We start from the raw sequence: 22,809 nt of genomic DNA on the forward strand, positions 1-22,809 counted from the left end.
TTTGCGCTCGGTTTGTAAACGTTTTCGTGAGCGGATTATCGGGAAGGTTTGTGACTTGCGGATGACGTCGATATTTGCCGATGCGGCTTGTGGAACTGGAGGCGGGCGGGGCGTCGGTGGGACGGTTTTGCGCCGGTTTGGTACGCCCGTCGGGCAATGGTAGAATTCGCGTCCACACGCGGTTCGACCCCTGCCGGGGTGATGAAATTGGTAAACATAGCGGACTTAAAATCCGCCGCCTCACGGCTTGCCGGTTCAAGTCCGGTCCCCGGCACCAGCAGTCCCAGCAAGGGTTTGCTCGGTTCGTGACTTGGCTACGAATCCTTAGGGTGTGAGTTTTTGTGCCCTAGACCGGATTCCGTGGCCCTACCTCTCCTGATCGATCCGGCCTACCGCGGCAGCCAACCTGCCTGTCAACAAGTGTGAATAGCGTTTCGTCGACGCCACTGACTTGTGCCCCAGGACGCCACCTACCGCGAACAGGTCAATGCTGCGGTGCGGCGCAGCTTCGGAGATGATGTCCATGCCGCACCTTGGTGTTTGCGCATGGTTTCAATCATTCGTTGTGCTGCCGCGGTCATGCTAGGATTCGCCAAAAACGAGGAAGCCATGACGGCAAAGTTTTCTGACGACCACAAGATAGAGACGTACAAGTCGATGATCTCGATTTCGATCGAAGGATTCAAACTGCTCGTGCTGCTGAACGGCGGCGCGGCGGCCGGCATCATTGCCTCGTACAAAGCGGTACAAGACGCGGTCGAACATGGATCCCTCAAGCTGTCGATTTTCCTTTTCGTGGCGGGAATCATTAGCGCTGGATGCGTGCCGATTTGCTCCTACCTGACACAATACATTCTTTTCAATGAAGCGATGGAGCGCGAGAAGAAGGGCGCGCATCTGAAGCCCGCACTTTTCGCAATGGCGTTGAATGTGGTGAGCGTCGCTTGTTTCGCCGCCGGAACGCTGGTTGCCGTTTTCAATCTCAAGTAGCCGGCAATTTTTCAAGGCAGCTCCTAAATCCGACGACCCAAAATCATGGGTTTGCATCCCAACCATAGGCTCGCCAGAAAGGGAATCGGGAGTTCACGCATGCGGTACCTCAACGCAGCATTGGTCTTCGGGACGGGCTTTATCCTTGGTGTTTTCGGAACCGCGTTTCTGCTTCATATACCCTCGAACAGCGGAGAGTGGGCATCTTGGGCCCAAGCCGTCGGGGCGACCGTTGGATTAGCCGTCGCTATCTATTTTCCGATGAGAGAAAGGCAAAGACACGATCGAGAGACGGCCGATCAGCGTCTTGAACGCGCAAAACAGCAGATGTATGAACTTGAAGGCATCGCGTACAAAATATTGCGCGACACGCCACGTTTGATCGGTAGATTTGATCCGAGAAACCCTGCGCAACTTGATGTCAGCCACCTTGACGAAACGCTCAATCGTGTCTGGGAAGCAGAAAAGAGTGAATTCAGCGAAAGGAGACGCACGGTCCTTTATTCGATGCGAGCCCACCTGGAAGACATCAAGGACTATTTTGGAAAGCCTCAGGGACAGCCGCAGCTTGACTGGTGGAATCATCAGCAAACAATATGGCTTAGTCGTCCGTCGATGATTTTCGAGAATGTGCAAAATGTCGGCGCCCAAGTAGCTGCTGGAAACCCCGACTAAACCCGTGCAGCACTTCACTCCTCGTGCCGCTGCTGCGCCCCGATATGCTGAATTCGCGTGCGAGTTCAATGATCTGTTCATCTGTCATATTCGCTTCTGCGTCGAGCTTGTTAGTGGGCGCGGTCATGGCTTCTGACTCCATTCGGTCAGCGGCTGATCGGCACGCACGTAAAGCGGGTGGCGCGGCGAGCCGTCCCTCGTCATGCCAAGACACCACAGGCGCGCGCCGGCGCCACGCATGATGCTGACGACGCGAGCGGCCCGTTCGGGCCTGGCATTCGAGCCCCATGCGCAAACGACGTCGCCGCACTCGTGGGCGAAGTTCCACAGGTAGTCGTCGTTGTCGGGGCCGACCGGGTCCGGATGGGACCAGAGAGCGGCCGGGTCCGTCGAACGCAGCGCGTACAGGTTGGCGACTGCCAAGCCATTGCAATCCCAGAGTTTCGCGAAGCCGCGGCATCGGCGAATGGTCGGATCGTCGAGCTGCGCATCGGCGGTGCTCGGATTGAGCATCACGAACAGCGCTGTCGATTTCCCGGGCGACAACGATTCGGCAGCACGCGTCAGCCGATAACGATAGGCGCCGCACGAGCTGATAACGGCGTTCACGATTCCACCTCCTGATCCGCCGCAAAAGATGCGGCGCATAATGTCGAAATCCCTTTGTCAGGATGATGGAGGCAGATGTGACTACTTTTGCTATAGATGCCATTCGCATCAACCCGGCGAGCGACAGGATCACCCACGTGCGCTGGGCTCCCGTCGACCCGTCGACGCGTGACTGGTTGTCCCCCACGTCGATAGTCGAGGTGCCCGAAGTCGTCGCCGCGATCCGTCGGGGAGACGCTGTTTGGTCCCTTTTTACGCTCGGCGGCACCCGGTTTCTGGGGCCGAAAATTGTGTCTGTCTCTCACACCGACGGCCGCGACGGGATTGACACAGACGTTCCTGGCGATCATGTCGAAAAATGCATCGACGATTTGCCGCACGTTTGACCGCATAGCTTAAGGCCGTCGACGATCATCGCGCGCATCGCAGGAGCGCTTTTCCGCAATCGCCCGTCGTTTCGGCGAGGCGCTGATGCGAGTCCCACTGTCCGATTTCGGTGACGTTGAAGCGGTCACCTATGTCGTGCAGGTGTCGTGCAGGTGTCGTGGCTGGTTGAACGCATGAATACCGCATTGGACTCGGGCATCCGCATCGAGTGGGGAACCGTCGCGCCCGTTACAGTATTCAAAATATGCAGCCATTCGCGTACGCATCCGACAACGTGCGATGCTACGACGCAAACCAACCTACGTTTCCCCCCAGACCAACCCAATTCCATCGGAGAAAAATGATGGGCAGTGAAAAATCGAAGCGTGCACGCCGTGCCGCCGAAAGCCTCTTCGGGGATATGCCGACCACCAGGAACACCACGGCCAGCCGGCCTTCGAATCCCTTCGGCAACGATCCATTCGACAGTCCCGCCAGCGTTTCGCCGACAGGGGACGAACTCGTCGTGCTGCCGGCCCAATTCGAACTTCCACCCGGCTATGAAGACGCGGCGGCCATGCGCGATGCGCTCGCGCGCATCTGGCGCATGGACTGGATCAAGGTCGGAAAAGACGAATGCGTGGTCAGGCTGCCAGTGGGTTGGCGCGCCGACAAGTCGGTGGACGGTGTTCTGCGAATCGAATCTGCGGGCGTCGTTCGTGCGCAGGGCCGTATCGTGGAGGGCGCTGCATTGCAGATTCTTCCGCGCTACTACCTGAAGGCGGAATTCCACGACGCGAACGACCACTGCCGGATCGTCGTGCGGGATCGCGGCCGTAACAACAGCGTCCTGAAGGATTCGTTCTGGGACACGCGGAGTGGCCCGAATCATCCTCAGTGGAAGATCCTGTCGGACTGGCTAGACAAGGAATATCCCGATCATCGCGATCCGCTGCGGTATTGGGAAGACTGTGAAGACAATCGCCGCGGCGTTTGAGTAAGTGCCGACCAGACCCATGTCCCACCTGAAATACCTGACCGGCTACCCGCCCGCGCTTCAAGAGAAGGTCAAGAAGCTGATCGTCGAAGACCAACTCGGCTCATACCTCTGCGCGCGCTATCCAAACACGCACGACGTGCAAACGGACAGAGCGCTGTACGCCTACTGTGCCGACCTGAAACGCGAGCACCTGCGCAGCGCGGATCAGATCGACAAGGTTACCTACGACAGCAAACTCGACGTCGTACGCCACGCCCTAGGTCTGCATACGAGCATTTCGCGCGTGCAAGGCGGCAAGCTCAAGGCGAAGAAAGAAATTCGCATCGCCTCGCTGTTCAAATCGGCGGCGCCGGAATTTCTGAAAATGATCGTGGTGCACGAACTCGCTCATCTGAAAGAAAGCGACCACAACAAGGCCTTTTACCGCCTCTGCGAGTTCATGCAACCGGGTTACCACCAGATCGAGTTCGACTTGCGTCTTTACCTGACGCAGCGCGAGCTGGCAAAGAACCAGACCTGACGACCAGGCATCAAGCAGCCACCGCCTCGATCGCCGAAGAAGCCGTCAACAAAACCGGAATCGATTTCGACGTCGGCGTGCCCGCGCCATCGGCAACCGACGACAGCGGCACCAGCGGATTGGTCTCCGGATAATAAGCGCCGAGGCAGCCGCGCGGAATGTCGTACTCCACGAGCAGAAAACCGTCCGCGTGACGCTCGATGCCGTCGGCCCACACGCTCGTGATATCCACGCGCTGTCCCGCCACGAAACCGAGCATCGCGAGGTCGTCCTTGTTGGCGAACAACACGCGACGCTGCCCGTACACGCCACGATAGCGGTCGTCGAGACCATAAATCGTCGTGTTGTACTGATCGTGCGAGCGCGTCGTCATCAACGTCATCAGCCGTTCGCCGTGTTCCTTGCGCGCTTGATGAATCGGCGTCGCCATATCGATCGCATGCACCAGGAACTGCGCCTTGCCGCTCGGCGTTTTCCAGATCCGGTCGCGCGACGCCACGCCGAGGTGGAAGCCGCCAGGATTCTTCAAGCGCTCGTTGTAGTCCGTGAATCCCTCGATCACTTGCGCGATGCCGTCGCGGATCAGCGAGTAGTCCGCGGCCTGCGCGAGCCAATCCACTTTCTCGCCGCCGAGTGTCGCATGCGCCATGCGCGCGACGATCGCGATTTCCGAGAGCAGATTCTCCGACGCCGGTTTGTTCATACCGTACGAGATGTGCACCATGCTCATCGAATCCTCGACGCTCACGCCTTGCGCCACGCCGTTCTGCAAGTCGATCTCGGTGCGCCCGAGCGTCGGCAGAATCAGCGCATCGCGTCCATGCACGAGGTGGCTGCGGTTCAGCTTGGTCGTGATGTGCACGGTGAGATCGCATGAACGCATCGCTTCCCACGTGCGCGGCGTGTCGGGCGTCGCGATCGAGAAATTGCCGCCGAGCCCGATGAACACCTTCACCTTGCCGTCGAGCATCGCCTGAATCGTATTGACGACGTCGAGTCCGTGCTCGCGCGGCGGCTCGAAATCGTAGACTTCGCCGAGCCGGTCGAGAAACGCCTCAGTCGGCCGCTCTTCGATGCCGACCGTGCGGTCGCCTTGCACGTTCGAGTGTCCGCGCACCGGGCACAGGCCCGCACCGCGTCGGCCGATATTGCCGCGCATCATCATCAGGTTCGACAGGATCTGCACCGTCGGCACTGAATTCTTGTGCTGCGTGAGGCCCATGCCCCACGTCGAAATCACGGCGCGCCCCTTCACGTAGATGTCGGCGAGCTTCAGCACGTCTTCGAACGGCACGCCCGCTTCGGCGACGATCGTGTCCCAGTTCTCGGCGCGCAGATCATCGGCGAACGCCTCGAAGCCCACGGTATGTTCGGCGAGGAACTCGACGTCGAGCACGCGCTCAAGAGCCGAAGCCACAGCCTCATCGTCGAGCTCGATCACGCGCTTGGCGACGCCCTTGATCAGCGCGAAATCGCCGCCGACTTTCGGGCGAATGAACACGGAGCTGATCTTCGTGCTGCCCATCGTCAGCATTTCCACCGGATGCTGCGGGCTCGCAAAGCGCTCGAGGCCGCGCTCCTTCAGCGGATTGATCGACACGATGGTCGCGCCGCGCTTGGCGCACTCGCGCAGTTCGCCGAGCATGCGCGGATGGTTGGTGGCCGGATTCTGGCCGAAGATCAGCAGCGTGTCGGCGTGTTCGAAGTCGTCGAGCGTCACCGTGCCTTTGCCGATGCCGACCGTATGCGGCAAGCCGCGGCTGGTCGCCTCGTGGCACATGTTCGAGCAGTCGGGGAAGTTGTTGGTGCCGTACATGCGCACGAACAACTGGTACAGGAACGCGGCTTCGTTGCTCGCGCGGCCCGAGGTGTAGAAGGCGGCGCGGTCCGGATCGTCGAGGCGCTTCAGGTGATCGGCGATCAGGTCGAACGCCTCGTCCCAGCCGATCGGTACGTAGCGGTCGCGCACGGCGTCGTAGACGAGCGGGTCGGTCAGGCGCCCGTGCTGTTCGAGCTCGAAGTCCGATTGCGTCATCAGTTCGGCGATGGTGTGTTGCTCGAAGAACGCCGGCGTCACGCGCTTGCTGGTCGCTTCGGCGGCCACGGCCTTCACGCCGTTTTCGCAGAACTCGAAGGTGGACGCATGCTCGCGATCCGGCCACGCGCAGCCGGGGCAGTCGAAGCCATCCGGCTGATTCTGCTTGAACAGCATGCGGTAGTCGCCGCCCGTCACCTTTTCCTTGATCAGGTTGATGGCGACGTACTTGAGCGCGCCCCAGCCTGCGGCGGGGTGCGTATAGGGTTCGATGCGAGCTTCGGGTTTCTTCATGATGTTGCCGCCGGATCGGGCTTGAACGAGGCTGTTGAGCCGATAGGTGCAAGCCTACTGTGTTCCAAAAAGGGCGCAGCATACAGAAAATTGGAAAGGGAAGGGATACAGTTGGCCGGTTTTTGTCTTAGACTGGCGCTTCAGACCACGCTTCTGTTCGACTCAAGTCCTTGAAACTGTACGAAAAACTCGCCGATGAAATGACCGAAGCCGTGCGCCGCGGGGTGTTCGCGGCGGGCGAGCGGATTCCGTCGGTGCGGCAGGCGAGCCAGCAGCACGGCGTCAGTATCAAGACGGTGTTGCACGCGTACGCGTTGCTGGAAAGCCGTGGGATTGTCGAGACCCGTCCGCAGTCGGGCTATTTCGTGCGCGACGCGGCGGCGCGCGCAGTGGCGCTCGACGAGCCGCGGCCCGGCCGCCCGTCCGCGCCGCAGACGCCGCCCGTGGCCGCAGCAGTGGACGTGAGTCGCCTCGTGCTGTCGACGTTGCGGAGCATCCGCGCGCACGACGCCGTGCCGTTCGGCTCGCCGTATCCGGATCCGTCGCTGTTCCCGTGGCGGCGCATCAACCAGTACGCGAACGCGATCGCGCGACGCCACGCGAGCTGGAACCTGATCGACGACCTGCCGCCCGGCAACCCCGAACTGATCCGGCAGATCGCCCGGCGCTACGCCGAGAACGGCGTGCCGGTCGATCCCGACGAAATCGTCATTACGCTCGGCGCGACCGAAGCGATCAACCTGAGCTTGCAGGCGGTCGCCAAACCCGGCGACACGGTGGCCGTCGAATCGCCGACCTATTACGCGATGCTGCATGCCATCGAACGTTTGGGCATGCGCGCGATCGAGGTGGCGACGCATCCGGTCCACGGCATCGATATCGAGGCGCTTGCACAGGTGATTGGCGAACAGAAGATCGCGGCCTGCATGGTGATGCCGAACTTCCAGAATCCGCTCGGTTTCCAGATGCCCGACGCGCGCAAGCGGCAACTGGTCGAACTGCTCGCCGCGCACGAGATTCCCGTGATCGAGAACGACGTCTATCAGGAGCTGTACTTCGGCGAGACGCGGCCGTCGACCTTGAAGAACTTCGACAAAAAAGGGCTGGTGCTGCATTGCGCGTCGTTTTCGAAGAGCCTGACCGCGTCGTACCGGATCGGCTGGGCGCTGCCGGGACGCTATCGCGCACAGGTCGAGAAGCTGAAGTTTCTCAATACGCTGACCACGCCGTCGGTGCCGCAAGTCGCGGTCGCCGATTATTTGCGGCAGGACGGCTACGACCGGCATCTGCGGCACGTGCGCAAAGTCTACCGGCAGCAGGCGAGCATCATGATGGCGATGGTGCAGCGGTTTTTTCCGTTAGGCACGCGTATGTCGACGCCGCAAGGTGGCTACGTGCTCTGGGTGGAACTGCCCGAGCGTGTCGATTCGATGCGGCTCTATCAGGCGGCGCTCGCGCGCAGCATCACCGTCGGGCCAGGCATGATGTTTTCGACCCGCAATGATTTTCGCCACTTCATCCGGCTCAACTACAGCTATCCGTGGACGGCGCAGACCGAAGCGGCTTTGAAGACGCTCGGTGAACTGGTCGCGCAGATGGCGTAAAAAAAGAGGAGAGACTGACCATGGAAGACGACGAACTCGATCCGGTGCTGGTCGCCGTGCTAACGCAATTGTGGCGCGCGCATCGGGAAACGCCGGGCGGCGCGTGGTCGCTCGCCAAACTGTCGAAGCAGGCGGGCGTGCCGATGAGCGGCTTGCGGCGGCACTTGACGGCGCTTGTCGACGGCGGTCTGGTGGACACCACCTTCAACGAGGAAGGCACGGGCACGGCGCGGCTGAGTGAGCTCGGCGAAAGTCTGTGCGGTGAGTTGTTCGGCGACGGCGAGTTGCCTGATGAGGATCAGGCGGACCCGTCGCCGAAGCTTCACTGAATCGCGTTAGCGGGCGCCGCCGGTGACGCAGGTCGGCGAGCCGTGTGTGCGACTCGCCTGAGCGCGACCTCAAAGCTGGCTCATACCGCCATCGGCGATGATTTCCGTGCCGACGATAAACGCCGATTCCGGCGCCGAAAGATGCAGCACGGTCGAGGCGATTTCTTCCGGCGTCCCGAAGCGGCCGACCGGCACCTGGCTGAGAATCTGCGCGGCGGTGGCTTCGAGCGCGGCGGCGTCGAGGCCAAGCTTGCCGTACAGCGGCGTTTGCACCGGGCCGGGGCTCACGACATTGACGCGCACGCCTTGCGGCAGCAATTCCGACGACAGCGTCTTCGCCAGCGAAATCACCGCGGCCTTGCTCGCCGCATAGACGGACGACGCCGGCATGCCGATATGCGCGTTGATCGACCCGTTGATCACGATCGACGCGCCGCGATTGAGCAACGGCAACAGTGCCTGAATCTGGAAGTAGGCGCCCTTGACGTTGGTGTTGAACATCGCGTCCCAGAAGGCTTCGTCGACGTCCGGGAACGGCGCGAATTTCGCGGTGCCGGCGTTGACGAACACCGCGTCGAGCCGGATGCCGGCGGCGCTGATCGCGGCGGCCAGTTCACGCGCCGACGCCACCGAGCCGGCGTCGTTGCGCACCGCGACGGCGTCGCCGCCGAGCGCCTTTCTTGCCGTTTCGAGCGCGTCGGCGTCGCGGCCGGTGATGACGACACGGGCGCCTTCGTCGGCGAATGCCTTGGCGGCTGCGAAGCCGATGCCGCTGCTGCCGCCGGTGACGAGAACCGACTTACCTTGGAAGCGAGTCATTTTGAATCTCCGAAAGAGTGTTGTGGGTTGGTGAGAGTGATATTGCGCCTATGTGAGGCGCTTGCCGTACCACTTCTCCGATGCACTCGTTCGAAGACATCGAACATGTTTCCTGGCCACCCACAATACTGGATTCGTTATAGATGAGATAACGAACAATAATTTTTCCGCTGAAATTGATCTTCGAATATGGCCCCCTATGCTGGAGCCTTGCCCGGGTTATCCCGAGCGCTGGGGCAGGCACCTTCAACCATTTTCGGAGAATCCATGAAAACAACGCTGGCGCGAGCGCTGCATCACTCACTGCGCATCAAAACCGTCCGAACCGTCCGCACGCTCATTTCAGCGACGCTTGGCGCGACCTTGGCATTCAGTGCCGCGGGGGCGTCAGCCGTCACCACGCAGCCGATCGGCATTGCCTTCGTCTATCTTGGCAATCCGGGCGACGCCGGCTGGACCTACGCGCACGAACAGGGCGTGAAGGCGCTCGAGGCGAAGTTCGGCGACAAGGTCAAGGTGACGCGTGTCGAGAACGTGCCGGAGTCGGCGGATTCGGAGCGCGTGTTCCGCGATCTGGCGTCCAAGGGCAACAAGATCGTGGTGGGTTCGAGCTTCGGCTTTCAGGATTTCGAGTTGAAGGTCGCGAAGGATTTCCCGGACGCCGTGTTCGAACATGCCACCGGCTACAAGAAGGCCGCCAACTTCGCCACCTATGACGTGCGCACCTACCAGAGCGCCTACCTGGCGGGTCTCGTCGCGGGCTATACGACCAAGTCGAACACGCTCGGCTTCGTCGGCTCCGTGCCGGTGCCCGAAGTCGTGCGCAACATCAACGCGTTCACGATGGGTGCCCGCTCGGTCAATCCGAATGCGCGCGTGAAGGTGGTGTGGATCAATAGCTGGTTCGATCCGGGCCGCGAAAAGCAGGCTGCCGAAACGCTGATCGGCCAGGGCGCCGACGTGCTGATCCAGAACACCGATTCGACTGCGACGATGCAGACTGCCGAGCAGAAGAAGGTGCATGCGTTCGGCTGGGACTCGGATATGAAGAAGTTCGGACCGAATGCGCAACTCGGCGCATGCGTGAGCAACTGGGGCGTGTATTACACGCATCTGGTGGATCAGGTGATGGCGGGCACATGGAACAACTCGCCGGTGTGGTGGGGCTTGAAAGAGAAAGCGATCGATCTTGCCGACATCAACACCGACGCCGTTTCGCCGCTCGCGCAAAAGGCCTTGAGCCAGAAGCGCGACGACATCATTTCCGGCAAGTTCAATCCGTTCGCCGGTCCGATCATGGATCAGTCCGGCGCGGTGAAGGTCGCCGCCGGCAAGTCGCTGAGCGATCCGGAACTGCTGCGTTTGAACTGGTTCGTGCAAGGCGTGGATGGCTCGCTGCCCAAGTGAAAATTTGGTTCGCTAATCTAACTATTATTCAAGGAGACCGTCCGTGAGTCTGACCGTTTCGACGGGGGCCGCCGCAGCGGCCGCCAACTATCCGCCGCAGGGTTTGACGCCCACGCACGAACAGATCGCGCGGCATCTGCGGCATTCGAGCCGGGTGGCCGAACGGGCGACGCTGCTAGGACATCATCCGTTCGGCGCGGTGCTGGTCGGGCCGGACCAGGAGACCGTGCTGATGGAGCAGGGCAACGTCGACACGGTGAATCACGCCGAGTCGGTGCTGGCGCGCGTGGCGGCGTTGAACTTCACGCCGGAGTATTTGTGGAGTTGCACGTTGTACACATCGGTCGAACCTTGCTGCATGTGTGCCGGCACGATGTATTGGGCCAACATCGGCCGGGTCGTGTTCGGCATGACCGAGAAGCGCTTGCTGGAAGCAACCGGCGATCACGCCGAGAATCCGACCATGAGCGTGGACTGCCGGTATGTCTTCGATCATTGCCAGAAACCGGTCGAGGTGATCGGGCCCGTGCCCGAGGTGGAAGCCGAGGTGATGGAGGTTCAGCGCAGATTCTGGAGCAGCCGGTAGCCGTGCTTTACTCGCCTTCGCGAGTGAGCCGTGACCTTGCATGCATGTTGGCGCGGCCGCGCCGCGCCAACATGCGCAACACCTCTCATTGCGCGGCGTCGGCCTGCATCTCCGCCGGCGCCAGCATTGCAATGCCGCAGAACCAGTCGCCGCCACGCGGTTGATGTTTCCACTGACCGCTGGTCTCCTTGATCACGGTGGAACACTGTTCGTTCACCACGATCCCCGGATTCGCCGCCGTGCACTGACGTATCGCCACCTCGGTGGGTTGCGCGGGCGCCATGAGTGGCCTTCGTCGCGTGTCCGGTTCAACCGGCGTTGCCGACGGCTGTTGCGTTCCCGCTTGCATGCTTTCGATCAGCTTCTGCAGTTCCTCGATACGCGTCGCGTACCACGTCCCCAGACACGCCGCATCGCGGCAGTTCGCTTCACGCCATGCCCACTTGCTGTCGCTGTCGGTGAGAAAAGCCCGCCGGTTGGTGACCCGCCGACGCGCTTTCCAGTACAGTTGCCCCAGCGTGTCGTCGAGCTTCGAGAGCGCGGGGTCGTTGCAAATCATCTTCTCGGTTAGCGAGCGCCCCCTGTTGCAATCGAAGCTGGTGGCATGGGCAACTGGATGCGCGAGCATCAGCGCGGCGATCAGAAGGGGGCGGATTATTGTCATTGCGGTCCCGGCAGTGCATGGCTTTTTCATGCAAGGGATGATCGGCCGAGTCGCCAAAACACGGACGTCCGAAAAACGCCTGACTTCACGTGGGTGGTTACCAAATCTTGCCTCACGAGGACGGCAGGAATCGATGCGAGAGGTTGACTGAACGCTTTCAGGCATGTGCCGTGCAACCTGTCGGTGAGCGGACACATCGCGCGGAAATGCAGGGCAATGCATGGCAATGCGGCGTGCCGTGCAGGGACCACAAGTACTCACTACATCAGCAGGACAGGCCGGCAAGAGAAACGCGGCCCTTGAAACGGGAGAAAGAATGAAACAACACCTCGTTCGATGTCTTTATGCGGCGGCCGGCGTGCTGGCCTTGCCCGCCGTGGCTTGCGCGCAGTCGCAGGCTTACACCAACACCACCGCCAACGTGCGCGCGGGGCCGGCGCCGGATTACCCGATCGTGACGCAATTGCCGGGCGGTGTTCCGCTGAGCGTCATGGGGTGCATCAGCAACTATCAATGGTGCGATGTCGCCGCGCCAAACCTGCGCGGCTGGGTTTACGCAGGCTCGCTCAGTTATCCCTATCAGGGCGCCAACGTGCCGGTGATGAACTACGGCACGGTGATCGGGCTGCCGATCGTGACGTTCTCGATCGGCACATATTGGGGCAACTATTATCGCGGTCGGCCTTGGTACGGCCAGCAATCGCGCTGGGCGCATCATCCGCCGCCGCCCCCGCCGCGTCCCGGCGCGGGAAGGCCACCGGGCGGAAGGCCGCCGGGTGGGCCTCCCCCGGGGCACGGCAATGGAAGGCCGCCGGGCGGTCCGCCGCCGGGGCACGGGAATGGAAGGCCGCCGGGTGGTCCGCCGCCGGGGCACGGGAATGGAAGGCCACCGAGCGGGCCGCCGCCGGGGAATGTCGGAGGAAGGCCACCGGGTGGTCAGCCGCCGGGTAATGCAGGCGGCCGTCCTCCGGGCGGTCAACCGCAGGGCAATGCCGGTGGCCGGCCTCAAGGTGGTCCTCCGCAAGGCGGCGGAGGCAGGCCGCCGGGCGGAGGCAACGGTGGCAACGGCGGCGGAGGACACGGCGGAGGCGGCGGTGGCGGAGGCGGAGGCGGTGGCGGCGGCCGTCCACCGGATCAGCACGGCTGATCGCGCTCATTCCCAGGTCGCCGCAGCGTGTCCCGGCGTGATTCGGGTTCCGCCTCCGCAACAGGCGGTAGCGGAGCCCGAAATCCTGCCCGCGCGGCGCCCGCTCACGGCGCCATCACCCGCTCCAGCACAGTGATTGCGCCGTTAGCCTCAGCAATCAACCGGCCCAATTAGCCAACCCGCCTCCCACGCGCGACGAATTAAATTCGCCGGCCTCGCGTAAACCCCCGTGTGCCGCGTACACTAACTTGCCGATGTCGGGTTAGGGGGCGCACATATGACTTGCGAAGCGACATCAGAAAACACGCTGGGAGCAGCGCCTGAAGGCCGCTATGGATCGAATCTCGCCGAAGGGGTGCTGGCGTCGGAGCGCACGGTGTTGCGGTTGATCACCCGCAACACGCCGCTGCCGGAATTGCTTGACGAAGTATGCCGCCGCGCGGAAGCGCTGCTGGGGGCAGGCGCGTCCTGTTCAATCCTGTTGCTCGATCCCGACGGCGTTCACACCAGAGTGGGCGGCGCGCCGTCGCTGCCGGCGCACTACAGCGAGGCGATCGACGGCGCCGCGATCGGTCCACGGGTCGGCTCGTGTGGCACCGCGATGTACGAGCGGCGCCTCGTCGTCGTCGAGGATATCGAAACCGATCCGCTGTGGGCCGACTTCCGGCACCTCGCGCTGCCGCTCGGCCTGCGGGCCTGCTGGTCGGTGCCCTTTGAAAACGATTCCGGCGTGGTGCTCGGCGCCTTCGCGGTGTACTACCGCGTGCCGCGCCGTCCGAGCGCCGAGGAAGAAGCGATGCTGCGCGACATCGGCCGCAGCGTCGGTCTCGCCGTGCATCAGGACACCATGGTTCAGCGCCTCGCGCACAGCGAGGAGCATCACCGGCTGGTGGTCGATCATCTGATCGAAGGGATCGTCGTGCAGTCGCGTGACGGCATCGTGCTCGCCTGCAATCCGAGCGCGCAGCGCATTTTGCGCGCGACCCCGCAGATCGTCGGCCGCAGTATTCATACGGTGATGGTGCGCGCGTATCACGAGGACGGCTCGCTCGTCGCCGACACGGCCCGCCCGACCGCCCAGGTGCTGACAACCGGCAAACCCGTGCTCGGCGTCACGATCGGCGTGGAACTGATCGGCGGCGACATCGTCTGGATCACCGAGAACGTCGTGCCGATCATCAAGCCGGGCGAGAGCGAACCGAGTTCGGTGCTGATTTCGTTCACCGACATCGGACCCGTGCGCGAGGCGCAGCGGCAGCTCAAGTTCCTCGCCACCCGCGATTCGCTCACCGGCCTCTATAACCGCGCCTATCTCACGGAGCGGATGCGTGATCTGTTCACGCCGGACATGTCGTCCGGCATGGGCGAGCTGGCGAGCGTCGCCGTGCTGTTCGTCGACCTGGACGGCTTCAAGAAGGTCAACGACACGGCGGGCCACGAGGCCGGCGATTCCCTGCTCTGCAGCGTGGCGGAGCGTCTCTCGGCATGCATCTCGCCCGAGGACACGCTCGCGCGCGTGGGCGGCGACGAGTTCGTGATCGTGGTCAGCGCGTATGAAAACACCGGTCATCTGATCGGCCTCGCGCGCCGCATCCTCGACATGATCGCGGTACCGTTCGCGGTGGCGGACAACGAGTATTACCTGGGCGCGTCGATCGGCATCAGCCGCTTTCCCGAAGACGGCCAGGACGTCGCCACGCTCATGCGCAACGCCGATTCGGCGATGTATCACGCCAAGCAGCGCGGCCGCAACAACTTCCAGTTCTTTACCGCCGAACTGAATCAGCATCTGCAACGCCGCTTCACGATCGAGCAATCGCTGCGGCGCGCGCTCGCCGCCAACGAACTGAGCCTCGTGTACCAGCCGATCGTCGATAGCCACGATGGCCGCACGATCGGCGCGGAGGCGCTCCTGCGCTGGTACAACAGCGAACTGGGCAACGTGTCGCCGGGGGAATTCATCCCCGTCGCCGAAGATGCGGGGCTAATCGTCGAGATCGGCGACTTCGTGCTGGCGCGGGCCTGCGAGCAGGTGGCGCAATGGCGGCGCACGCTGGCGCCGGAACTGATCGTCGCGGTGAACCTGTCGCCGCGGCAGTTCAACGACGGCCTGGTGGAGCGGATCGAACGCTGTCTCGCGCAGTCCGGGCTCGAGCCGACGGCGCTGGAGCTGGAGATCACCGAACGGCTGCTGATGAGCGACAGCGAAACCGTCCTGCCGATGCTGAGCGCGCTGAACGCCATGGGCGTGCGCATTTCCGTCGACGATTTCGGCACCGGTTATTCATCGTTGTCGTATCTGAAGCGCTTCCCGCTGCATAACCTGAAAATCGATCGCTCGTTCGTCGCGGGTTTGCCGGATCATCGCGATTCGATTGCGATTACCCAGGCGGTGGTGGCGATGGCGCACTCGCTCGGCATGAACGTCACCGCCGAAGGGGTGGAAACCGCCGAACAGGCGGCGTTCCTGCGCGCGATCGATTGCGACAAGCAGCAGGGCTATCTGTACAGCCGCCCGGTCGGGGCAAGCGCGTATGCCCGCAGTTTGTGGGACGCGCAGCTTAACGTGGCCGACGCCTCCTGAGCACACGGCGGCCCGCACGCAGGCCCGGACGCCTTGCCGGGCCTGCGAATGCGGGCTTTCGCCGGTTGCGGCCGCCGGCACCCGGATTCGATTGTTCGGTTTGACAAACAAGTGACTTCGCGTTCCCGGTATTTATCCGCGGGGCCGGTCTCCCTAAAATCCTCCCATCGAAAGGTAAATTGAGCGCGATGCCGAAGCGGCGCCGTGCGATGGGAGTCGTCATGCCAGCTTTAATCAGAGACCAGCTTTACCGGCCGTCGGTGGTCTTACCGATGGTCGCCCTCATGCAGGTGATGGTGTCGCAGGATTTCAATCTCGGCCAGGTCGGCTGGGTGATGGCGTCCCGCGGCGCGCAGGCCGCGCTGCAACGTTCGCGCGAATTGATCTGCGCGGTGCATTGCCACGCCTGAGCAAAACGGACGGAAAACAGCAGTCAGCCGCAACAATCCGCGGCAGTAGTGAGCGGCACAACATGGTGATTCGAGGGGCGAAGGGTAAGATGCTACGACCAGCACCCCAGCCTCGGGAGAGTTGCCATGCCACAGCACTTCGACGCAGTTGTGATCGGTACGGGACAAGGCGGCTCACCGCTCGCCGTGCGTCTCGGTCAAAGCGGCCGCAAAACGGCGGTCATTGAGCGGGCTGCCTTTGGCGGCACCTGTGTGAACGTCGGCTGCACGCCGACCAAATCCTATGTGGCCAGCGCCCGCGCGGCGCATGTCGCGCGTCATTGCGCGGAACTCGGCGTGCAGGTGGGCGGCGCGATCAGCGTCGATCTGGCCGCGGTGAAGGCGCGCAAGGACGAGATCATCGGGCAGTCGCGCGACGGCGTCGAAAAGTGGCTGCGCGGCACGAAGAACGTGAGCGTGTTCAACGGCCACGCGCGCTTCACCGGACCACATACGCTTGCTATTAGCGGGCCGGACGGCAATCTGCTCGACGAGATCAGCGCCGACGAAATCTTCATCAATACAGGCACGCGCGCCATCGTGCCGCCGCTCGACGGGCTCGAGCGGATTCGCTACTACACCAACTCCAACCTGCTCGACCTGACGGAATTGCCGAGTCATCTGGTGATCGTCGGCGCGAGTTATATCGCGCTCGAATTCGCGCAGATCTTTCGCCGCTTCGGCAGTCAGGTGACCGTGCTGGTGCGCGGCGAACGCTTGCTCACGCGCGAGGACGCCGATTTCGCCGATTCCGTTCACAAGGTGCTGGCCCGCGAGGGCGTGGAGTTCCGCTTCGGCGTGCAGCCTTCGCGGGTCGAGCCGCATCCGCATCGCGAGAACGAAGTGTGCATCGGCTTCGAGCAGAACATTCCCGCGCTCGAAGCGTCGCACCTGCTGTTCGCGACCGGCCGCGAGCCGAATACCGACGACCTCGGCCTCGCGGCCGCCGGCATCACGACGGACAAACACGGCACGATTCCGGTCGACGGCCAGTTGCGCACCAACGTGCCGGGCGTCTGGGCGATCGGCGATGTCAACGGGCGCGGCGCCTTCACCCATACCTCCTACGACGACTATCAGATCGTCGCGGCCAATCTGCTCGACGGCGGTTCACGCAGCGTCGATACGCGGATCATGGCGTATGCGGTGTTCGTCGACCCGCCGCTCGCGCGTGTCGGCGCCTCGGAGGCCGAGGTGCGCAAGTCCGGCCGCGACGCGCTGATCGCCTCCATGCCGATGACGCGAGTGGGCCGTGCGCGCGAACGCGGCGAAACCGACGGCTTCATGAAGGTGATGGTCGACAAGGAGAGCAAGCGGATTCTCGGGGCGGCGATTCACGGCATCGAAGGCGATGAGGCGCTTCACACGTTCATCGACATCATGACGGCGGGCGCGCCGTATCCGACTCTGGAATATGCGATGCATATTCACCCGACCATCAGCGAACTGGTGCCGACCTTGCTCGATGGACTCAAGCCCATGAAGTGAGCGGCGCGCACAAGCGGAGCATCGACGATGAAGCGCGCAATCAGAAGCGGCAATCTGTTCGACGACCGCGCACCAGCGGGCGCGGACGAGCAGGTCGACACGTTCGTGGAGCAGGACGGCGTGAGCATCGAGCGGATCGTCTCGATGGGGCACGCCAGCTCGCCGGGCTTCTGGTACGACAGTCCGCGCGCCGAGTGGGTCGTGCTGCTGAGCGGCGCGGCGGCGCTCGAATTCGAAGGCGAGGCCGAGCCGCATCCGATGAAGGCCGGCGATCATGTGCTGATCGACGCGCATTGCCGGCACCGGGTGGCATGGACGAGCGCTCAGGAGCCCAGCGTGTGGCTCGCCGTCTACTACCCGGACGGCGCCTCAGCTTGAACGCGGCACGCTGCCGATCGATCAGGCACGTCGACAAAGCGTTGGGCCATCGCGGATAATCGGCAACGGCGCGGGTCGTCTGCGGAATGCGGGCGAACGGTGCGCGCAACCGCATTCATCATCAGGAATCCAACCGATGGGCAAGGGACGTGTCGAAGCCTTCAGCGATGGCGTGATCGCCATCATCATCACGATCATGGTGCTCGAGTTGAAGGTGCCGGAAGGCTTCGATCTCGCCGCGCTGCGTCCGGTGCTTCCCGTGTTTTGCGCGTACGTGCTGAGCTTCATCTACGTCGGCATCTACTGGAACAATCATCATCACATGTTCCATGCCGTGCAGAAGGTCAACGGCGCGGTGCTGTGGGCGAACCTCCATCTGCTGTTCTGGCTGTCGCTGCTGCCGGCCGTCACGCATTGGGTCGGCGAAAACCATCTGGCCTCCTGGCCGACCGCGATGTACGGCGTGGTGCTGTTCATGTCGTCGATCGCGTATTTCATTCTGATGGGCGTGCTGATCCGCGAGCACGGCAAGGACTCGACCCTCGCCAAAGCGGTCGGCAGCGATTTCAAGGGCAAGGTCTCGGTCGTGATCTATCTGGCGGGCATCGCGCTGGCGTTTGTCGTGCCGTGGGTTTCGGCCGCGCTTTATACGCTCGCTGCCGCGTGGTGGTTGGTGCCGGACCGGCGCATCGAACACGTGCTGGAATCGTAAGCGTGCTGCTCGCGCTCAAGCTCGTGCTGGTGCCGGCGTTTCTCGCCGCGCTGACCGTCGCCGGTCGTGTGTGGGGGCCGTCGGTGGCGGGGTGGCTCGCGGGGCTGCCGGTAGTCGCCGGGCCGATTGTGTTGCTGCTCGCGTTGGAGCGCGGTCCGTCGTTCGCGGCGCAGGCGTCGGCGGCCTCGATCGCGGCGATCGCCGCGTCGGAAGCGTTTAATTTCGCGTATGCGTGGACTTGCCGGCGTGTCGCGTGGCCGCTCGCGCTGGTCGTCGGCATGGTGGGCTGGGTCGGCGTGGCCATTCTGCTCACGCAACTTCCCGCTGGACTCGCATGGGCGGCGGCAGCAGCCTGCGTCGCTGTGGCGATTTCGCAAAACGGTTTGCCGCGCGTAGCCGGTCACGTGCCGGCGGCGCGCCTCGGACTCGGTGACCTCGCTGTGCGCATGCTCGCCGGCGCGTTACTGACGGTCGCGGTGACCACGCTATCCGCGTCGATGGGCGCGACCTGGAGTGGACTGCTCTCGGTTTTTCCCTTGCTCGGCATCGTGCTCGCGGTGTCGGCGCAGCGCGCGCACGGCGCGGACTTCGTCGCTTTGCTGATGCGCGGCATGGTGATCGGCCGCGCCTCGTTCGCGGCGTTCTTCGCCGTGACCGCGACGCTGCTGCCGCGGTACGGCGTGTGGCTGAGCTTTGCGTGCGCGGCGCTGGTCTCGATCGTCGTGCACGGTGCGACGCGGCGGATGCTCGGCGCGAAGCGGCCGGCGCAGGCTGTGTCGCGTGAGCTTGTGGAGCAGCAGTCGGCGGATTGAGCGTGAGGGTTCGCTGCGGCTTATCGCGGCTTTTGCGGTTCATCGCAGGTCGAAGCGGTTGGTAGTGGCACGAAGCGGCTCAAAGCGCGTCGAGTGGTCGGTAGCGGCAAGAAGCCTCTCGCAAGCGCCTCAAATCGGTACGTAGTGGTTCATTGCGGTTAAAAGCGGCTCAAAAGCACGCGCAACGCCCGCTCATGCGAAACGGCCGCGCACACGTTCCGCGCATTTGCCCGATACTTCCAACATGACTTTGCGCACTCGACAATCCCGACGCATACGAATCGGCCTGATCTCCGACACGCACAATCTCGTGCGCCCCGAGGCTCTGCAGTACCTCGCCGGTTGCGACGCGATCATTCACGCGGGCGATATCTGCAACGAGGCGGTGCTCGAAGCACTCAGGCGGATTGCGCCGGTCACGGCAGTGCGCGGCAACAACGACACCGGCGATTGGGCCGCGTCGCTGCCGACGCACACCACGCTGACCGCGCAGCAAGTGACGATTCTCGTCGTGCACGACATCGCCGACGTGGGCGCCGATCCACGCAGCCAGGGCGTCAACGTGGTGGTGACGGGTCATTCGCACAAGCCATCGATCAGCGAGCGCGACGGCGTGCTATTCGTCAATCCGGGCAGCGCGGGGCCACGGCGTTTCAAACTGCCGATTTCAGCCGGAATGCTGATCGTCGAAGGTGCGCACGCAAGCGCGAGCTTCGATTCGCTGGTGCCATAAAAAAACGGGCCGGCAAATTTGCCGACCCGCTCTCAGACTACTCGCGGACAAGCCGCGCTAACATTGAAACACCCAGCGCTCAGGCACGCGCCGTAGCCGTCGCCGCATAGCCTTCGTCCATCTCCTCGGCTTCACGCTCGCCGCGCAGCACGGCATGCGCTTCCGCGCGCGTCGCCACGCACGGGCCCGAGCCGAGCAGCGGCTTGCGGGCGGTTTCGCGCAGCGCCATCACCGAGACGATACCGATCAGCGACGCGCCCATCAGGTAGTACGCGGGCATCATCAGATTGCCGGTACGGTCGACCAGCCACGCCGTCACGAGCGGCGTCGTACCGCCGAACAGCGACACCGAAATATTGAAGCCGATCGCGAGCGCGCCGTAGCGAATCCGGGTCGGGAACAGCGCCGGCAGCGCCGACGGCATCACGCCGGTAAAGCACGACAGCAGCACGCCGAGGATCATCAGGCCGCCGAACACCGGCAGCACCGTGCCCATGCGGATCAGCAGCAGGGCGGGAATCGACAGCACGAACAGGCCCACGCAACCGAACAGCATCACCGGTTTGCGGCCAATCGTGTCGGACAGGCGGCCGGCGGCGAGCGTCATCGGCATCATCAGCACCATCACGAGCAGCACGAGAAAGAGACCGTGCGTTTCGTTGAAGTGCAGCGTGGCCGACAGATAGCTCGGCAGATACGAGAGCGCCATGTAGTCGGTGACGTTGAAGATCAGCACGAGGCCGACGCACAGCAAGAGCGGCTTCCATTGCTGCATGAGCAACTCGCGGAACGACTGCTTCGGCACGGCCTTGTCTTCGGCTTCGCGTTGTTCGGCCTGCTTCTTGAACGCGGGCGTTTCTTCGAGCTTCATCCGGATGTACAGACCCACCAGACCTAGCGGGCCGGCGATCAGGAACGGCACACGCCAGCCCCACGAGAGCAGCGCGTCGTTCGAGAGCGTCGCGGTCAGCACGGCCACCGTACCCGCGCCGAGCACGTAGCCGATCAGCGTGCCGAACTCGAGAAAGCTGCCCATGAAGCCGCGGCGCTTGTCGGTCGAGAATTCGGCGATGAAGGTGGCCGCGCCGCCGTACTCGCCGCCAGTCGAGAAGCCTTGCACCAGACGCGCGACCAGCAGCAGCACCGGCGCGAAAATGCCGATCGTCGTGTAGCTCGGAATCAGCCCGATCGCGAAAGTGCCGAGCGCCATCATGATCATGGTCATGGCGAGCACGCGCTGTCGGCCGATGCGGTCGCCCAGCGGCCCGAACACCATGCCGCCGACCGGCCGCACGAGGAACGCCGCGGCGAACGTGCCGAACGTGGCGATCAACTGCGCGGCGGGGCTGGCCGACGGGAAGAACACTTTGCCGAGCGTGACAGCGATGTAGCTGTACACGCCGAAATCGAACCATTCCATCGCGTTGCCGAGCGCCATGGCGCCGACGGCCCGCTTGAGGAGAGATTTGTCGACCACGGTGATGTCGTCGAGAGAGAGGCGTTGTTCTTCTTTGTGGTGTCGCCAGAAGCCGTTGCTGGAAGCGGTCAAGGTGAAAACTCCAATGACTGCGACGAAACTCATGATGCGCATGAACGTTCCGCCACGGTTGCTGGGAAGTGCAGTTTCGCGAGCCATGCGAAAAGCGTCTCCGTCGCCGCTGAGGGCGATGGAACTGGGCGCGATGGAAAACAGAACGCCCGTGCCTCGCGAGACATGTCGCGAAAAAACACTCGTCTAGATTGTGCTGACTGTTGCATCTGCGTGGCCGTGGAAGGGGGGCAGATGCATGAGGACGCTGGGGTGGCTGAAAGCTGGCCCATGCGCCGCTGGAAGGCTTGAAACGAAAAAGGCCGGTGCTTTATTCGCCGCTCATGGGGGCCATGAAGGGGCGCATGAAACGGGGAAGCGACCGACGAGCCTTCTTGTATAAAAACTGTTCAATTCGGCATGGCACACGCACTGCGCGCCAATCTGAAGAGAACGTGAATGAAGGTGAAATGCTGTTGGAACGAGGCACATGATAGCACGATAACAGAGGATCGTGCAAACCCGGCGTCCGGCGGGGGCCTTGGCGGAGGCGCTCAATCCCTTGTGGGGCGGGGGATTGGGCGGATCCTCGCGGTCTGGAAAAGGGGCTTAAAACGGCGCGGAAATGTACCGTTTGGAGAATTTCCCCGGCGCTGTTGGAACAGCGATTTGGCAGCCTCGATTCGGTGAATCCGGCGGCGCGTGCAGGCGAAAAAAATCCGCGCACACGGCGCGGATTTCGGTCACGCAGTTAAAAGCGCGAAAGCGTTCACTCAGCTGACGGCGGCACATAACCCTGTGCCGTATCCGCGCCTTCGCCGAAGAAGAACTTTTCGGTCTGCTTCATCAGGTATTGGCGTGCGCGCGGATCCGCCATGTTCAGGCGGTTTTCGTTGATCAGCATGGTTTGCTGCTTCAACCAGGCCTGCCATGCTTCCTTCGAAATGCTTTCGTAGATCCGCTTGCCGAGTTCGCCCGGCAGCGGCGGGAAATCGAGGCCTTCGGCTTCCTTGCCGAGCTTCGCGCATTGAACCATACGAGTCATGCTGTGCTTCTCCTAATCGATGTGGGGGCGGCAGT

23 protein-coding genes and 1 tRNA gene are annotated in these 22,809 nt (G+C 62.9%); 18 read left to right on the top strand and 6 right to left on the bottom strand.

Annotated elements, in window-relative coordinates; genetic code table 11:
• Positions 1-192: 192 nt before the first annotated feature.
• The 3 genes from PQR42_RS17590 to PQR42_RS17600 all read left to right on the top strand — a co-directional run bounded on the left by PQR42_RS17590 (position 193) and on the right by PQR42_RS17600 (position 1,665).
• Positions 193-277: transfer RNA gene (locus PQR42_RS17590), tRNA-Leu, on the top strand.
• Positions 278-453: 176 nt separating this feature from the next.
• Entirely contained in the window at positions 454-990 is a 537-nt protein-coding gene (locus PQR42_RS17595; RefSeq protein ID WP_408387237.1) for a hypothetical protein, read from the top strand.
• A gap of 99 nt (positions 991-1,089) precedes the next feature.
• The gene (locus PQR42_RS17600; RefSeq protein ID WP_408387236.1) at positions 1,090-1,665 is read left to right on the top strand and encodes a hypothetical protein; all 576 of its coding nucleotides are present in this window, start codon (positions 1,090-1,092) and stop codon (positions 1,663-1,665) included.
• A 123-nt stretch (positions 1,666-1,788) separates the two neighbouring features.
• Here the strand turns inward: PQR42_RS17600 and PQR42_RS17605 are convergent, their stop codons facing one another.
• Complete coding sequence (locus tag PQR42_RS17605) at positions 1,789-2,274, bottom strand: DUF1643 domain-containing protein (RefSeq protein ID WP_408387235.1); 486 nt, start codon at positions 2,272-2,274, stop codon at positions 1,789-1,791.
• A 77-nt stretch (positions 2,275-2,351) separates the two neighbouring features.
• Between PQR42_RS17605 and PQR42_RS17610 the strand changes: the two genes are divergently transcribed.
• From PQR42_RS17610 to PQR42_RS17620, 3 genes are all read left to right on the top strand, one after another.
• Complete coding sequence (locus tag PQR42_RS17610) at positions 2,352-2,660, top strand: hypothetical protein (RefSeq protein WP_408203620.1); 309 nt, start codon at positions 2,352-2,354, stop codon at positions 2,658-2,660.
• A gap of 341 nt (positions 2,661-3,001) precedes the next feature.
• Positions 3,002-3,637 carry a hypothetical protein gene (locus PQR42_RS17615; protein WP_408203622.1) on the top strand — a complete coding sequence of 212 codons (636 nt, stop codon included), beginning with the start codon at positions 3,002-3,004 and terminating at the stop codon, positions 3,635-3,637.
• A 19-nt stretch (positions 3,638-3,656) separates the two neighbouring features.
• Positions 3,657-4,160: a M48 metallopeptidase family protein gene (locus tag PQR42_RS17620; protein ID WP_408203624.1), complete on the top strand. Its 504-nt coding sequence runs from the start codon at positions 3,657-3,659 to the stop codon at positions 4,158-4,160.
• Positions 4,161-4,170: 10 nt separating this feature from the next.
• On the opposite strand, the gene PQR42_RS17625 is transcribed toward PQR42_RS17620, so the two are convergent.
• A complete protein-coding gene (locus tag PQR42_RS17625; protein ID WP_408387234.1) occupies positions 4,171-6,489 on the bottom strand; it encodes an FdhF/YdeP family oxidoreductase in 2,319 nt (772 codons plus the stop codon).
• Between the two features lie 170 nt (positions 6,490-6,659).
• On the opposite strand from PQR42_RS17625, the gene PQR42_RS17630 reads away from it, so the two are divergent.
• Together PQR42_RS17630 and PQR42_RS17635 are read left to right on the top strand one after the other, a co-directional pair.
• A complete protein-coding gene (locus tag PQR42_RS17630) occupies positions 6,660-8,093 on the top strand; it encodes an aminotransferase-like domain-containing protein (RefSeq protein ID WP_408387233.1) in 1,434 nt (477 codons plus the stop codon).
• Positions 8,094-8,113: 20 nt separating this feature from the next.
• The gene (locus tag PQR42_RS17635; protein WP_408387232.1) at positions 8,114-8,422 is read left to right on the top strand and encodes a winged helix-turn-helix domain-containing protein; all 309 of its coding nucleotides are present in this window, start codon (positions 8,114-8,116) and stop codon (positions 8,420-8,422) included.
• 69 nt (positions 8,423-8,491) lie between these two features.
• On the opposite strand, the gene PQR42_RS17640 is transcribed toward PQR42_RS17635, so the two are convergent.
• The gene (locus tag PQR42_RS17640; protein ID WP_408203632.1) at positions 8,492-9,241 is read right to left on the bottom strand and encodes an SDR family oxidoreductase; all 750 of its coding nucleotides are present in this window, start codon (positions 9,239-9,241) and stop codon (positions 8,492-8,494) included.
• A 267-nt stretch (positions 9,242-9,508) separates the two neighbouring features.
• Between PQR42_RS17640 and PQR42_RS17645 the strand changes: the two genes are divergently transcribed.
• A complete protein-coding gene (locus tag PQR42_RS17645) occupies positions 9,509-10,648 on the top strand; it encodes a BMP family ABC transporter substrate-binding protein (protein ID WP_408387231.1) in 1,140 nt (379 codons plus the stop codon).
• A 43-nt stretch (positions 10,649-10,691) separates the two neighbouring features.
• Positions 10,692-11,234 carry a nucleoside deaminase gene (locus PQR42_RS17650; RefSeq protein ID WP_408387230.1) on the top strand — a complete coding sequence of 181 codons (543 nt, stop codon included), beginning with the start codon at positions 10,692-10,694 and terminating at the stop codon, positions 11,232-11,234.
• 85 nt (positions 11,235-11,319) lie between these two features.
• Here the strand turns inward: PQR42_RS17650 and PQR42_RS17655 are convergent, their stop codons facing one another.
• Positions 11,320-11,898 (bottom strand): lysozyme inhibitor LprI family protein, encoded by a 579-nt coding sequence (locus tag PQR42_RS17655; protein WP_408387229.1) that lies wholly within the window; start codon positions 11,896-11,898, stop codon positions 11,320-11,322.
• 316 nt (positions 11,899-12,214) lie between these two features.
• Here PQR42_RS17655 and PQR42_RS17660 point away from each other — a divergent pair, with 316 nt between their 5' ends.
• The 8 genes from PQR42_RS17660 to PQR42_RS17695 all read left to right on the top strand — a co-directional run bounded on the left by PQR42_RS17660 (position 12,215) and on the right by PQR42_RS17695 (position 20,201).
• The gene (locus tag PQR42_RS17660) at positions 12,215-13,045 is read left to right on the top strand and encodes an SH3 domain-containing protein (protein WP_408387228.1); all 831 of its coding nucleotides are present in this window, start codon (positions 12,215-12,217) and stop codon (positions 13,043-13,045) included.
• A 277-nt stretch (positions 13,046-13,322) separates the two neighbouring features.
• On the top strand, positions 13,323-15,629 hold the full coding sequence (locus PQR42_RS17665) for a putative bifunctional diguanylate cyclase/phosphodiesterase (protein ID WP_408387227.1): 2,307 nt from the start codon (positions 13,323-13,325) through the stop codon (positions 15,627-15,629).
• A 221-nt stretch (positions 15,630-15,850) separates the two neighbouring features.
• The gene (locus PQR42_RS17670) at positions 15,851-16,039 is read left to right on the top strand and encodes a hypothetical protein (protein WP_012433618.1); all 189 of its coding nucleotides are present in this window, start codon (positions 15,851-15,853) and stop codon (positions 16,037-16,039) included.
• Positions 16,040-16,165: 126 nt separating this feature from the next.
• Positions 16,166-17,566: an FAD-containing oxidoreductase gene (locus PQR42_RS17675; protein ID WP_408203645.1), complete on the top strand. Its 1,401-nt coding sequence runs from the start codon at positions 16,166-16,168 to the stop codon at positions 17,564-17,566.
• A 27-nt stretch (positions 17,567-17,593) separates the two neighbouring features.
• Positions 17,594-17,944: a cupin domain-containing protein gene (locus PQR42_RS17680; protein WP_408387226.1), complete on the top strand. Its 351-nt coding sequence runs from the start codon at positions 17,594-17,596 to the stop codon at positions 17,942-17,944.
• Between the two features lie 136 nt (positions 17,945-18,080).
• Complete coding sequence (locus PQR42_RS17685; protein WP_408387225.1) at positions 18,081-18,656, top strand: TMEM175 family protein; 576 nt, start codon at positions 18,081-18,083, stop codon at positions 18,654-18,656.
• 5 nt (positions 18,657-18,661) lie between these two features.
• Positions 18,662-19,468 (top strand): hypothetical protein, encoded by an 807-nt coding sequence (locus tag PQR42_RS17690; protein ID WP_408387269.1) that lies wholly within the window; start codon positions 18,662-18,664, stop codon positions 19,466-19,468.
• A 244-nt stretch (positions 19,469-19,712) separates the two neighbouring features.
• Positions 19,713-20,201, top strand: a complete 489-nt coding sequence (locus tag PQR42_RS17695; RefSeq protein ID WP_408387224.1) for a metallophosphoesterase family protein — start codon at positions 19,713-19,715, stop codon at positions 20,199-20,201.
• A gap of 79 nt (positions 20,202-20,280) precedes the next feature.
• Here PQR42_RS17695 and proP read toward each other — a convergent pair whose 3' ends face one another.
• Both proP and PQR42_RS17705 read right to left on the bottom strand, forming a co-directional pair.
• Positions 20,281-21,783 (bottom strand): glycine betaine/L-proline transporter ProP, encoded by a 1,503-nt coding sequence (gene proP / locus PQR42_RS17700; protein ID WP_408387268.1) that lies wholly within the window; start codon positions 21,781-21,783, stop codon positions 20,281-20,283.
• A gap of 715 nt (positions 21,784-22,498) precedes the next feature.
• Positions 22,499-22,774, bottom strand: coding sequence for an oxidative damage protection protein (locus PQR42_RS17705; RefSeq protein WP_073427523.1), 276 nt, complete (start codon positions 22,772-22,774; stop codon positions 22,499-22,501).
• Between the last annotated feature and the right edge of the window lie 35 nt (positions 22,775-22,809).

Source organism: Paraburkholderia sediminicola (genome assembly GCF_046027355.1).
Classification (GTDB): domain Bacteria; phylum Pseudomonadota; class Gammaproteobacteria; order Burkholderiales; family Burkholderiaceae; genus Paraburkholderia; species Paraburkholderia sediminicola_B.